This is a genomic window from Carnobacterium sp. ISL-102, assembly GCF_018612935.1.
GTDB classification, from domain to species: domain Bacteria; phylum Bacillota; class Bacilli; order Lactobacillales; family Carnobacteriaceae; genus Carnobacterium_B; species Carnobacterium_B alterfunditum.
The window spans coordinates 18,622-32,172 of sequence record NZ_JAGGRF010000006.1; the positions used below are offsets into that span (position 1 = coordinate 18,622).

General features: G+C 36.2%; 13 protein-coding genes and 1 riboswitch. Of the genes, 8 read left to right on the forward strand and 5 right to left on the reverse strand.

What is annotated here, in order from left to right:
- The first annotated feature begins 16 nt into the window (after window positions 1–16).
- A complete protein-coding gene (locus J7E16_RS05450) occupies window positions 17–1,360 on the forward strand; it encodes a uracil-xanthine permease family protein (protein WP_214889623.1) in 1,344 nt (447 codons plus the stop codon).
- A gap of 435 nt (window positions 1,361–1,795) precedes the next feature.
- Window positions 1,796–3,148, forward strand: coding sequence for a glutathione-disulfide reductase (gene gorA, locus J7E16_RS05455; protein WP_214889625.1), 1,353 nt, complete (start codon window positions 1,796–1,798; stop codon window positions 3,146–3,148).
- Window positions 3,149–3,494: 346 nt separating this feature from the next.
- On the opposite strand, the gene J7E16_RS05460 is transcribed toward gorA, so the two are convergent.
- Entirely contained in the window at window positions 3,495–3,722 is a 228-nt protein-coding gene (locus J7E16_RS05460; RefSeq protein WP_034545951.1) for a hypothetical protein, read from the reverse strand.
- A 187-nt stretch (window positions 3,723–3,909) separates the two neighbouring features.
- Complete coding sequence (locus tag J7E16_RS05465) at window positions 3,910–4,137, reverse strand: glutathione reductase (protein ID WP_214889628.1); 228 nt, start codon at window positions 4,135–4,137, stop codon at window positions 3,910–3,912.
- Between the two features lie 283 nt (window positions 4,138–4,420).
- Window positions 4,421–4,521, forward strand: a riboswitch (purine riboswitch).
- Window positions 4,522–4,688: 167 nt separating this feature from the next.
- Between J7E16_RS05465 and J7E16_RS05470 the strand changes: the two genes are divergently transcribed.
- Window positions 4,689–6,149 (forward strand): NCS2 family permease, encoded by a 1,461-nt coding sequence (locus tag J7E16_RS05470; RefSeq protein WP_214889631.1) that lies wholly within the window; start codon window positions 4,689–4,691, stop codon window positions 6,147–6,149.
- Between the two features lie 208 nt (window positions 6,150–6,357).
- Entirely contained in the window at window positions 6,358–6,843 is a 486-nt protein-coding gene (locus J7E16_RS05475) for an AI-2E family transporter (protein WP_214889633.1), read from the forward strand.
- 269 nt (window positions 6,844–7,112) lie between these two features.
- Here the strand turns inward: J7E16_RS05475 and J7E16_RS05480 are convergent, their stop codons facing one another.
- Window positions 7,113–7,862, reverse strand: coding sequence for an NAD-dependent epimerase/dehydratase family protein (locus J7E16_RS05480; RefSeq protein WP_214889637.1), 750 nt, complete (start codon window positions 7,860–7,862; stop codon window positions 7,113–7,115).
- Between the two features lie 88 nt (window positions 7,863–7,950).
- The gene (locus J7E16_RS05485; RefSeq protein WP_214889640.1) at window positions 7,951–8,148 is read right to left on the reverse strand and encodes a CsbD family protein; all 198 of its coding nucleotides are present in this window, start codon (window positions 8,146–8,148) and stop codon (window positions 7,951–7,953) included.
- 253 nt (window positions 8,149–8,401) lie between these two features.
- Here J7E16_RS05485 and tsaB point away from each other — a divergent pair, with 253 nt between their 5' ends.
- The 4 genes from tsaB to tsaD are packed head-to-tail and all read left to right on the forward strand — an operon-like array spanning window position 8,402 to window position 11,217.
- Window positions 8,402–9,124: a tRNA (adenosine(37)-N6)-threonylcarbamoyltransferase complex dimerization subunit type 1 TsaB gene (gene tsaB / locus J7E16_RS05490; protein WP_214889643.1), complete on the forward strand. Its 723-nt coding sequence runs from the start codon at window positions 8,402–8,404 to the stop codon at window positions 9,122–9,124.
- Complete coding sequence (gene rimI, locus J7E16_RS05495) at window positions 9,108–9,683, forward strand: ribosomal protein S18-alanine N-acetyltransferase (protein WP_214889645.1); 576 nt, start codon at window positions 9,108–9,110, stop codon at window positions 9,681–9,683. The genes tsaB and rimI (J7E16_RS05495) overlap by 17 nt, the downstream gene beginning before the upstream one ends.
- Entirely contained in the window at window positions 9,680–10,168 is a 489-nt protein-coding gene (gene rimI, locus J7E16_RS05500; protein WP_214889647.1) for a ribosomal protein S18-alanine N-acetyltransferase, read from the forward strand. Before rimI (J7E16_RS05495) ends, rimI (J7E16_RS05500) begins: the two co-directional genes overlap by 4 nt.
- Window positions 10,169–10,197: 29 nt before the next feature.
- Window positions 10,198–11,217, forward strand: a complete 1,020-nt coding sequence (tsaD, locus tag J7E16_RS05505) for a tRNA (adenosine(37)-N6)-threonylcarbamoyltransferase complex transferase subunit TsaD (protein WP_034545927.1) — start codon at window positions 10,198–10,200, stop codon at window positions 11,215–11,217.
- A 324-nt stretch (window positions 11,218–11,541) separates the two neighbouring features.
- On the opposite strand, the gene J7E16_RS05510 is transcribed toward tsaD, so the two are convergent.
- Window positions 11,542–13,488, reverse strand: coding sequence for an ABC-F family ATP-binding cassette domain-containing protein (locus tag J7E16_RS05510; protein WP_214889649.1), 1,947 nt, complete (start codon window positions 13,486–13,488; stop codon window positions 11,542–11,544).
- Window positions 13,489–13,551 lie beyond the last annotated feature (63 nt).

Here is a 13,551-nt window from a genome sequence, read left to right on the forward strand (position 1 = left end):
ATTAGGAGCTGATCAAATGAACTTTCTTTCTTCGATAAAGAGAAATGAACCCGTTAATAGAAGCAAGTATGATGTAGATGGTATTCCCCCTTTAAGAGAAGCTGTTCCGTTAGGGTTGCAACATATCTTCGCCATGTTTTTAGGCAATATAGCTGTTCCGATAATCGTAGCAAAAGTAGTTGGGATCTCAGGTAGAGACTTGACCGTGCTAGTCCAAAGTGCAATGGTTATGGCTGGAGTAGCGACGTTGATTCAATGTTACCCAATCTGGAAAGTAGGAGCTAAGCTTCCTGTTGTAATGGGAAGCAGTTTTGGCTTTTTGCCAACGAATATTTCAATCGCTAGTGGATACGGAATCTCTGGTCTACTAGGAGCTACATTCGTCGGTGGGCTCTTTTGTGCCGGATTAGGATTTATTTTACAACCCTTGAGACGTTTTTTCCCTAAAGTGGTTACGGGAACAGTCGTGTTGACGATTGGTTTATCCTTACTTCCAACAGGTATTCAGGCTATGGCTGGTGGGAATGGGTCTGAAACATTTGGCTCAATGAAAAATTGGATGGTTTCTTTGTTTGTCATGTTTTTAGTTTTACTTCTAAATCAATTCGGTAAAGGTATGGCTAAAACATCATCGATTTTAATTGCTATTGTTATAGGATATATCGTGGCGGTTGCACTTAACATGGTAGAATTTGGCCCAATAAGAGAAGCAACTTGGTTTTCATTGCCTCAACCTTTTTATTTTCCATTGACGTTTCAATGGGGCGCCATCGCACCTATGTTGATTATGTTTGTTGTTACAGCAGTAGAAACAGTTGGAGATGTTACCGCAATAACGATGGGTGGATCAGATAGAGAGCCAACAGATAAAGAATTATCTGGATCTATCATAGCAAATGGAGTGACTTCTGCTTTAGCAGCTATGTTTAATTCTTTACCGAACACCTCTTTTAGTCAAAATGTAGGGATGATTTCTTTTACTAAGATGATGAGTCGTTATATTGTAGCGGTTGGATCAGTCTTTTTAATTGCTGCTGGGTTGATACCTAAATTTGGGGCGATGATTTCTACTTTACCTCAAGCAGTTATTGGTGGAGCTTCTATTATCATCTTTTCTCAAATTACTCTAACAGGAATTAGTATATTAACGGCAGAGCCTTTAACTGATCGTTCAAAAGTGATTATTGGTCTTTCTTTAGTATTTGGATTAGGATTGACTCAAGTTCCTGAAGCAATGGCAGGTTTACCAGATTTCTTAGCAGCTTTATTTGGCGAATCAGCTATTGTAATAGCTTGTTTAGTGGCTTTAGGCTTGAATATTATTATGCCTGCAGAACCCATGACAAAGGCTGAAATTTAACTAGTTAAACAATTAACTTGTAAAATGAATTTTAAAGAAGGAATGAAGTATCATGAGGAATAATTGCTTCTACATCAAAAGGTGTGGATGCTTGAAAAAAATTCTTCTGGAATGAACGGGTTTGCATATGGAGAGCCAAGGGAAAGCCAGAAGCCTAAAACCAAAAGTGTATCATGGTTGTTGCTGCTTTAGCAGCTTACAAACATGATACACTTGGGCGTTATTTGCCTACAGTGCTTCATTTTAGGCTACAAGCAACCCTATTCCTCCATAATTTTTGGGTAAGCAATGCAATTAGATTAAGTCTATCAACACTAAAAATTATAGATCTGAGTAACTATAATGATATATTAATTTTGCGAAAGCTTCTCCTTTCTTTATGGTTAACAAATAGCTATACTTAAGTAAGTACATTGAAAGAAAGTAGGAGATAAAATGATCGAGAAGTATGATTATATTGCTATCGGTGGCGGAAGTGGTGGAATAGCTTCTATCAATCGTGCAGGAATGCATGGGGCTAAAGGCGCGCTAATAGAAAGCAATGTTATCGGTGGAACATGTGTCAATGTAGGATGTGTACCTAAAAAAATTATGTGGCACGGAGCACAAATGATGGATGAGATGAATTTATATGCTTCTGATTATGGGATCGATATACCTTCGAAAAATTTTAATTTTTCTAAGTTAGTTGAAAATAGAGAAGCCTTTATTGAACGATTACACGGTAGTTATGAGAATGGGTTAGCTAGTAATGATGTTGATTTAATAAACGGCTATGCGAAGTTTATTGATAATAAAACCGTTGAAGTAAACGGGAAACAATATACGGCAGACCACATTCTAATTGCGACAGGTGGACAATCAGAATTTCCAACTATTCCAGGAGCTGAATATGGTATAGATTCGGATGGCTTTTTTGAACTAACAGAATTGCCAAAACGAACAGCAATCGTAGGAGCAGGTTACATCGCAGTAGAATTAGCAGGTGTATTGCATGGATTAGGATCTGATACGCATTTATTTGTTCGCCAGCACGCACCATTAAGAAATTTTGATTCGATCATAGTTGAGGGATTGCTAGAAACTATGGAACGAGAAGGGGCTACTCTTCATACGTATGCGACTCCTGAGAAAGTAGAAAAGAATGATGATGGCAGCCTGACTCTTTATTTAGAAGATGGAACAACTCATGAAACTGACACGCTTATCTGGGCAATCGGTCGTAAGCCAAATACAGAAAATTTAAATTTAGAAGCGACGGATGTTAGCGTTAATGATGGTGGATATATTGTTGTGGATGAATTTCAAAATTCAACCGCAAAAGGGATATATGCAATCGGAGATGTAACCGGCCGTGTTGAACTAACACCAGTTGCTATTGCAGCAGGAAGACGTCTTTCTGAGCGTTTGTTTAATCATAAACCATTAGAGCATTTAAATTATGATAATATACCAACAGTTGTTTTTACCCACCCACCAATTGGGACAGTAGGTATGACAGAAGAACAAGCAATTGATAAGTTCGGTGAAATACAAATAAAAACATATGAGACAAGATTTACCGCTATGCACAGTTCAATTACAAAAAACAGACAAAAGACTTATATGAAACTTGTTTGCTGTGGACCGGAAGAAAGAGTTGTAGGCCTCCATGGAATGGGAACAGGAATGGATGAAATGCTTCAAGGTTTCGCTGTAGCCATTAAGATGGGTGCGACTAAAGCAGATTTTGATAACACGGTGGCTATCCATCCTACTGGAGCTGAAGAATTCGTTACAATGACCTAGTTAGGTTAGGCATGACTATTTTTGAAACTTACTTTTCCATCACGGAAGAGTGAGTTTTTTTTGTGCCTTACTTGTTCGTCAAACCAGCTTTGACGAACAAGTGAGGATTTTCTTTTGCTCCACTTCTACATGAAGAGCCGTTTCACGTAGAAGTAAGTCTTTTTTTTGGTTCTACTTGTTCATCAAAAGTCGTTTCATGGAAGAGTGGGGCTTCTAATAATCGGAAAAGTTGGGGAAACAGCCAAAACAAAGAGAACACACTCTTATTTGATGATATGCTTCATCAAATGAGAGTGCGTTCTCTAAAAAATGCTGGAAAAAGTAGATCTTAAGGGAATAAAATTAGTCAGTACCAAGAACCATTAGGAGTATAATGGAAAACTTTGCCGTTTTTGAAAGTGATCGAAACGAAATTTTGTTTAGAATTATCATTGATCTCAATAATATTATCTACCGCATACTCGGGTGGGTTCTGTAATGTATCCATGTGACGAGCGTAAACTAAACTAAGAACCTGCAATTGTTCCTCATCTAAATCAGAATAGCCTTTGACTTGAGTTAATTTTGATAACATAACGATCCCTCCTAATCACCTATTTCTTATTCTATAATTATACTATCAATCAAAATTAAAATAAAAAAATGTGTCTCAGATATCTTTTATTTTGAAAAATAAAAAAAGTTTACAACCGAGAATTACTCTTGTTGTAAACTTTAAAATTTTAATCAATATCACTATTGATAAGATAGCTTCACGCAAGTTATGCGTAAGCCCATTCTCCATTGCTGCTATAATGAGCGATTTCGCCGTTGTCAAAACAAATGTCCATTGTTTGAAGAACATTGTTCCATATGACTTCTTTAATATTTTCTTTGGCATATTTAATGGGATCATCCAATGTATCCATATGTTGTGCGTAAACATGCGTTAACCAACTGATTTGATTTGTATCTAAATCACTGTATCCCTTTACCTGTGTGAAATCCATTGTTGATCCCTCCTTTGCAATCTGAATCTATTGTAACGTATGCAAGTGAAAATAAAAAAATGTCTTTAGTGGGAGTGAAAGGTAATTTGTTTTTATAGTTAAAATGAAAATCGCCTAAAAAGAGAGCGGTTAATAATTAAAAACAAATAAGAGCAAATACTGATCAACTATTCAATATTGTTAGATATATCTGCTTTTTTGAAAGGAAACACGAACTATAAAGTGATTAATTTAATATAATATTCTTATTTTTATTGATTTTCAAAAAAATATCTTTTATAATTAACTTGCAATGTTTAGAACCGAATATAATTAAGCGATATGGGCTTTAAGTTTCTACCGGACACCGTAAATGTTCAGACTATTGGTTCTAAATAAACTCGTTTTGGTTTATTTAGAGATTCATTAGACACATTGGAATAACTGCAATTTTTTTATTTTCAATTTTTGTATTTATATTTTTAACTAGCGGTTAGGTAGAAAAACTAAAACTCATTAACTTAAATAATTAGGTTCACTTTGTAATATAAAAAAAGTGGGGAAATAGTAAAATGGAGAAATTTTTTAAGCTGAAAGAAAATGGAACGACAGTAAACACTGAAATTATGGCAGGGCTGACAACTTTCTTCGCAATGTCTTATATTATTTTTGTTAATCCGGCAATTTTATCTCTAACTGGTATGCCTACACAGGCTGTTTTCTTATCTACCATAATAGCTGCTGTTGTTGGTACGTTGGTGATGGGGTTATTTGCAAATGTACCCTATGCGCAAGCTCCTGGAATGGGCTTAAATGCCTTCTTTACGTATACAGTTGTTTTTGCTTTAGGTTTTTCATGGCAAGAAGCACTAGCAATGGTCTTTATCTGTGGAATAGTTAATATTCTGATTACAGTAACAAAGGTACGTAAATTGATCATTCATTCCATTCCAGAAAGTCTACAACATGCTATTAGTGCCGGAATCGGTGTCTTTGTTGCTTATATTGGAATTAAAAATGCAGGTTTTCTTCAATTTACTTCTGAACCTGGAAACATCGAGAGTATTAATAATACGCCTTTTGATGCAGCAGGTTCTTACTCTGAAGGTATCTCAAGTATTGTAACGGGTGGAGGAATTGTTCCTGCCTTAGTTAACTTTACAAATCCCGGATCTTTATTAGCGTTGATAGGTTTGATCATTACGATGATCTTACTAGTGAAAAATGTTAAAGGAGCTATTTTGATTGGGATCATCCTTACAACTATTATTGGAATCCCAATGGGCGTTGTTGATGTATCAGTCGTATCTAACCCAGCTAATTCATTAGGAAATGCTTTTTCTGAATTAGGAACAACGTTTGGTGCTGCTTTCGGTAATGAAGGAATGATTTCATTATTCACTGATGCAGCTCGCTTACCGTTAGTCATCATGACGATTTTTGCTTTTAGTTTGTCTGATATATTTGATACGATTGGAACTTTTATTGGGACTGGTCGCAAAACAGGCATATTTACTGCAGAAGATGAACTAGCACTAGACAACAGTACAGGATTCAAAACAAAAATGGACAAAGCATTATTTGCAGATGCGATTGCAACTTCTGCAGGAGCTCTTTTTGGAACATCTAATACAACAACTTATGTTGAAAGTGCAGCTGGTATTGCAGCTGGTGGAAGAACGGGTTTAACAAGTGTAGTGGTAGCTGTATTATTCTTATTGACAAGCTTATTTTCACCACTTGTAGCACTTGTACCAACTCAAGCAACTTCTGCTTCATTGATACTAGTTGGTGTAATGATGATGTCATCATTCTTAGAAATCAATTGGGATAATTTAGAAGAAGCTATTCCAGCATTTTTTGCTTCAATTTTTATGGGATTATCTTATAGTATCTCATATGGTATTGCTGCTGGATTCATTTTCTATGTTATTGTCAAAGTGTCTAAAGGGAAAACAAAAGACATCCATCCAGTTTTATGGGTCTCAACAGGATTGTTTGTTTTGAATTTCTTGATCATGGCCTTCATTTAAACGAAGTATGATAAAGTGATTCGTCTTTGCCTCTAAAACTTGGTATAAAATAAACAGTTAGATAAAAAAATCATCTTGATCAAAGCAGTAGAAAACTGTATTGATCAAGGTGATTTTTTGTCGATGTATAAAATACTTCTCAAGTTGGATGGCAAAGTTTTAGATTTCTTGTACAATAAACGAAATAAATAGAAAATGGGGAATGGCAATGGATGATTTAAATGAAATACTGGTTAAATCGATAAAGGGGATCAAAGGATATTTTAAAGCAGAATTAAAATTAGCTGCATTGACATTTGTTTTGCTATGTATCGGCTTTTTCATTATAGGGGTCGATTATTGGGGAATAAAAGCATTAGGAATTGCAGTGGTAGACATCATTCCTATAGTAGGAAGTGGAATCATCATGATTCCGTGGGCACTTATCCACTTCTTGATCGGGAATGCAACAATTGCTTGGCAATTAGGTTTAGTCTATATCATCATTACTGTGATTCGCCAAATCGCTGAGCCGTTTGTTACAGGAAGAGAGATTGGTGTAAGTCCGCTTTATACATTTATCTCAACGGCTGTATGTATGCTGATTTTTGGACCTATAGGAGCACTAGTAGGAGCAGCGGCAGCCATCATTATAAAGGCCATTTATGAGGTGAAAATGATTCGAGAAAGTGATTCGAGTGAACCGAAAAACTAAAAAGAAAATGACTTTTTTCTCTAATTGTATAATAACAGGTGTGGATGAAGAAATTCATCTACACCTGTTTTTTATACCAAAAATAGATTGGTCTACTCGCTTACTTGTAAGTTGTTGTAGGAAGGGGGGTTATTTGTAGCCGTGAAAAGGGTTCAATGTGAATGACAGAGCTTTAGCGATCATACTTTGTTTGAGGGACAGGTGACTAAATTGGTTAAACAATCGTTTTCTTTAAATGAGGACGAAGACTTTTCCTTTACCGAGAGATATTAATCTTGCTTAAAATATCCGTACATTTTAAAGCCGTCATCTTTAGGTTGATAGCCAATATCTACTCTAGCTTGATCGATATCTAAACGCGGGAAAGTGTTATTTGAAACACCATTGACTAGTAAGAAAGGTTGTTTCAAGGTTGCTCTTAAACAGCAGTCAACGAGATGGCACATATCTCTGCTCGATAAGTAATCTGACATTGCTCCAGGGTCATCTTTTGCAGGAATATCATCATCTCTAAAGGCACCAATTCGAATACCAATCGATTCTAATCCAGTTGTAAAAGCGTAATGACTGGCTAACCCTTCTAAGTAAACTTTAGATACACCGTAGAGATCTGCGGGCCGGACCGGATCAGTTGTAGCAACTTGCACATTTTGTGGATAAGCATCGACAGCGTGGATCGAACTGGCAAAAATAATGCGTTTGATGAAATTATTTTTTGAAGCTTCCAGATAAAGGTTATGCGGAATTTTATAATTCAAATCTAAAAGACTGTCATAAAATTTTGCTTCGGGACTAGGATCGCCAGCTAAATGGATGACGTATTCAATCTCATTCAATAGATCTTTCCAATTTTCTAAAACAGATAAATCCAATTTTTTTGTTACGGTACCTTTTACAAGTTCTTTATCAGAATCAGAAAAAGCAATATCGACTAAGGTTAGTTGATGTTCTTTTTTTAAATGAGTCGTTAATACTCTGCCGATCCTTCCTGCAGCTCCAGTAATCAAAATTTTAGCCATGCTAGAACCTCCTTAATGAAATTAAAGTAGCTAAGTTAAAAAAGGATACCACGTTAGCAGTACCCTTTGGGGGAAACAGAATTAATAATTATTTGTCGTTCTTGTCATTAAAGTCGTGTTTTGCTTCGCCGACCTTTTTTTCAACTTCGCCTTTAGCTTTTTGAGCTTTACCTTCAGCTTGTTTGCTGCGATCGTTTGTAACGTCACCATAAGAATCTTTAGCTTCACCAACGACCTTATCTTTCATGCCTTTAGCTTTATCTTTTATTCCATCATTTTTTTCCATGTTCAATTCCTCCTATAAGAATAATTTTTTTGCGGTAGCAATAGTGTTTTTCTAAATAGTTCATCAGAACGATTTAGTATTTGGAAATTAAATAGAAATTATATTACAAGTGAAGCATAACTTTTTGAAAACGGAAAATCAACTAATACGCTTTCAAAATACTAGCCAAAAATTAGAGATTTAAGTTTTTACGAAATATGTGCTAAAATAAAATTATTATAATGGACTAGTCGTATAAAAAAGGAGCCGTTTCATGAAGGTATTGGCAATAGATACATCTAATCAAGCAATGAGTATTGCAGTATTAGATCAAGAAAAAGTTATAGGGGAAATCACAACAAATATCAAACGCAATCACAGCGAACGCTTAATGCCTGCGATTGACGAATTAATGAAAGATGTTCAATGGCAACCCAGTGAGCTAGATCGGATAGTAGTAGCTAAAGGACCTGGATCATATACAGGGTTACGAATTGGAGTAACGATCGCCAAAACGTTAGCTTGGACGCTTGGGATCGAACTAGTAGGAATCTCTAGTTTGAAAATGTTAGCTGGGAATTGCGAAGCTTTACCACATTATTTGGTGCCTTTATTTGATGCCCGCCGTAAAAATATTTATACTGGTTTGTATCAATGGCAAAATGGAGAATTGATTCAAATAGAAGCAGACAAACATATTTCTGCAGAACAATGGGCTGAATATTTAAGCAATAAAGAAGGAACATTCGAATTGATTGGAGAAGATCGTTTCTTATATAAAGATACATTTGAACGTTATCTAATGAACCGGGTGTATGAAGCTCCATTAAAGGATCACCTTCCAAAAGCTAGTGTATTAGGTTTGTTAGGCCTAAAGGAAGAGCCTGTCGATGCTCACACGTTTACTCCTGATTATTTGAAATTAGCAGAAGCGGAGGAAAATTGGCGTAAAGAACACCCAGATCAACTGGAGGAAGCTTATGTTGAAAAAATTTAAGCAGTGGTTTAGAAATGAAGAAATTGATTTACTTAGTCAACCTGAGTTTAGCAAAAATTTAGCTGAACGATCAAGATTAGAAAGAGAAACTATTCAATTAAGTGATGGTTCTTTTTTGAAGGCATCGATCGGCACAGTATCCGATATTGCAGATATTCTAAAGATCGAATCACTTTGCTATAATGGTAAAACGCCTTGGAATAAAAAAGCATTAGAAGATGAAATAAAAAACAACACCCGAGCTATTTATTTGATCGTTCGAGAGTCTGATAAGGCTATCGGGTTTATTGGTGCCTGGTTAGTCGAAGAAGAAGCACATATCACAAATGTAGCTGTCATTCCGAGCTGCCAAGAGCGAGGTGTCGCTACTTTCTTGATCACAGAATTGCAAAAAATTTCTCAACATGAAGGCATGCAAAAAATTAATTTAGAGGTTCGTATCTCAAATGAGAAGGCCCAACGCCTCTATGACAGGTTAGGGTTTCAAAAAGAAAAGATAAAAAAAGACTACTATACTGGTGATTTAGAAGATGCACTGGAAATGAGTAAAATTTTATGACAGATCAACTAATGAACGAGCAGTATAAAAATGAAAAAGCTGTTTTTTTGTTCAATCAAAGTACACGATTAACCGAACATGAATTGTTTCAATTAGCTGAGAATAGTTATCCAAACGGAAGTCCTTGGCCTGTTGAAACGTATAAGAGTGAATTAACAGAAACCTACAGTGAATACGGGATCGTTCTACAACAAGGAAAAAAAGTTGGTTTTATAGGATATACACAGCTTTTTGATGAAGTAGAAATAACAACATTTGGCATTCTGAAGGCATTTAATAACCAAGGGATCGGTCAATTGTTTTTACAGTCATTTATAGCGTTTTTAAAAGACAAAGAAGTTAAAATGATTTTTTTAGAAGTGCGAGAGCAGAATAAGGCTGCAGTTACCGTTTATGAAAAAGCAGGTTTTAAAACGATTGCTGTTCGTAAAAATTATTACCATGATCCAATAGAAAATGCCTTGATCATGCAATTAAGTATGTAAAAAGAGTCTATTAAAGAAAGAGTGAAAGTATGTCTATAAAAAGAAATTTAATTTTAGCTGTTGAATCTAGTTGTGATGAAACCAGCGTTGCCGTGGTTGAAGATGGGACGACCGTTCATTCAAATATTGTTGCATCACAAATAAAGAGCCATATGCGTTTTGGCGGTGTAGTACCTGAGATTGCCAGTCGCCATCACGTAGAACAAATCACCCAATGCATTGAGGAAGCTATGACTGAAGCGAGCGTTAGTTATAAAGAACTTTCAGCAGTAGCCGTTACACAAGGACCTGGCCTAGTGGGAGCTCTCTTAATAGGCGTTAATGCAGCTAAAGCTGTTGCTTATGCACACCAATTGCCATTGATCGCTGTTGATCACATGGCAGGACACATTTATGCTAATCGTTTGATCAAACCGCTTGTTTTCCCACTGATAGCACTTGTTGTTAGTGGAGGACACACTGAATTAGTTTATATGAAAGAAGATGGAGATTACACGATCATTGGAGAAACCAGAGATGATGCAGCAGGAGAAGCCTACGATAAAATCGGACGAGTATTAGGTTTAGCTTATCCTGGCGGGAAGAAAATTGATGAGATGGCTCAACTTGGAGAAGATACATATCATTTTCCAAGAGCTATGATGAAAGAAGATAATTATGATTTTAGTTTTAGCGGACTAAAAAGTTCTTTTATCAATACGGTTCATAACGCAAACCAAAAGGGAGAACCGCTAAATGACATCAACTTAGCAACTAGTTTTCAAGCAAGTGTCATTGAAGTTTTAGTTTCAAAAACGCTTAGAGCGGCTAAAGAATTCAAAGTGAAGCAGTTGCTTTTAGCTGGGGGAGTAGCTGCAAATAAAGGTTTGCGTGATACTCTAACGAAAGTAATGGCTGAAGAATTGCCAGATGTGGAATTAGTTATTCCGCCTTTAGCGTTTTGCGGGGATAATGCAGCTATGATTGGAGCAGCTGCATCCATCCAATATCAAAAAAATCAATTCACAGATTATGCATTGAATGCTAAGCCTGGTCTAACATTTAATTAAAAAGGTGCTACAACAAATGGTATGGATGCTTCAAAAAAAATTCTTCTGGAATGGACGGATTTGCTTGTGGAGAGCCATGGGAACGCCTGAAGTCTAAAGAGAAATTCTTCAGGCTCTCAAGCTTCAAACACACCGTAATCGCTGAAGCGGCAACGGTGTGTAATTCTCATTGAATCCTCTACATGGCTACAAGCAATCCTATTCCTCCATGAATTTCGGGGTAAGTAATGCCATTAGATTAAGTCTATCAACACTAAAAATTATACAGCCATTAAAAAAAAGGAAATTGGGATAATGATCCAATTTCCTTTTTGCTTTTTTAAATTATTGTAATTCTTCTAATTTCAAGCTTTTTTCTTCCCATTCATTCACTAAATTATCGAATTTTTCTTGAGCAACCGTCATCTCTTCGTTCAGTTCTTGCACACGCAGATGGTCTCCAAATACCTCTGGATCGATTAATTGGGTTTCGTAGTTCGTAATGGCAGTCTCAAGAACCTCCATTTCCGATTCGATCGATTCAATACGACGTGTTAACTGACGAAGCATTTTTTGTTCAGCTTTGTTGGTTTCTCGATTTGCTTTAATCGTTGGAGGCAATTCAACTTTAGACTTTTTAGAGGTCTCAGCTTCAGCCAATAAACGAAGTTCTTCTTGTTCAGCTTTCTTTTCAAGATAATAGTCATAATCACCTAAATAAAGAGTACTGCCATTTTCAGAGAGCTCAACGACAGTTGTCGCGATTCGATTAATGAAGTAACGGTCATGAGAAACAAATAACAGCGTCCCATCAAAATCGATCAAGGCATTTTCTAAAACTTCTTTACTATCAATATCCAAATGATTCGTAGGCTCATCTAAAACGAGGAAATTATCCTTATTCATTGCTAGTTTAGCTAAAGCTAGGCGCGCTTTTTCTCCACCACTCAATGAAGAAACAGCTTTTTCTACGTCTTCGCCTGAAAATAAGAAACTGCCTAAAATAGAACGAATATCTTTTTCAGGAGTAGTTGAATGATCGTCCCAAAGTTCTGCTAAAACTGATTTTGTTGAATTTAAATCAGATTGTTCTTGATCATAATAACCCAGTAATACGTTTGTACCAATGTGCTTCTCACCTTGGATCAATGGAAGTTGTCCAATAAGTGACTTCAATAATGTAGATTTTCCAATCCCGTTTGGTCCGACTAATGCAATAGAGTCATATTTTCGAACATCTAAATTAACAGGGCTAGATAAAATAGTATCGTCATAACCGATTGCACCGTTAGATAAGGTCAAAACAGCATTACCGCTCTCTTTTTCTGCTTTAAAAGAAAAATGGGCTGATTTTTCGTCTCCTTGAGGTTTCCCGATACGGTCTATTTTTTCTAATTGTTTACGTCTGCTTTGGGCACGTTTAGTTGTTGAAGCACGCACTAAATTACGGCTGACGAAATCTTCTAACTTGGCTATTTCGCCTTGTTGCTTTTCGAATTCTTTCCATTCTTGTTCCAGTTGTGCAGCCTTTAAATCCAAATATTTTGAATAGTTTCCTTTATAATGGGAGATTTTTTTACGGCTGATCTCATAAACTTCATTTACGACCTTGTCTAGAAAATAACGGTCATGGGAAACAATCAGTAATGCGCCATCATAAGATTGTAGATAGATCTCGAGCCAACTCAATGTTTCGATATCCAAATGGTTAGTAGGCTCATCTAGAATCAATAAGTCTTTTTTTTCTAATAGTAATTTTGCTAAAGCTAATCGCGTTTTTTGACCACCAGAAAGTTGACTGATATGTTTAGTATAATCGGCTTCATAAAAACGAAAACCATGTAAAACAGAACGGATCTCAGCTTGATACCCAAAGCCGTTTTCCTCACGAAAACGATTTTGGATATGGTCATAGCGGTTTAAGGCTGCATGGTATAACTCTTCATTAGAAAGCAGCTCAGGGTCTCCAAGCTGTTTTTCAATAGTATGCAAGTCTCTTTCAAGTTGAATGACCGATTCAAAAACGGTTAACATTTCATCCCAAATGGTTCTTTCAGAAGTCAAACCAGTATTTTGAGCTAAATAGCCAATACTAACTTGTTTTCCTTTAACGATTTTTCCTGCGTCAGGTTGTTCTATATCCGCAATCATTTTTAAAAGAGTTGATTTACCTGTGCCGTTTCGTCCAACTAAAGCGATACGAGAGCTTTCTTGGATTTCTAAATATATATTTTCGAACAACACATCTGCTCCAAAATGGCGGGCAACATGTTGTGCTTGTAATAGAATCATAGTCTTGGTCCTCATTTCATCATTCTCAGTATTAGTTTAGCATAGATTTAGGTCGAGGGAAAT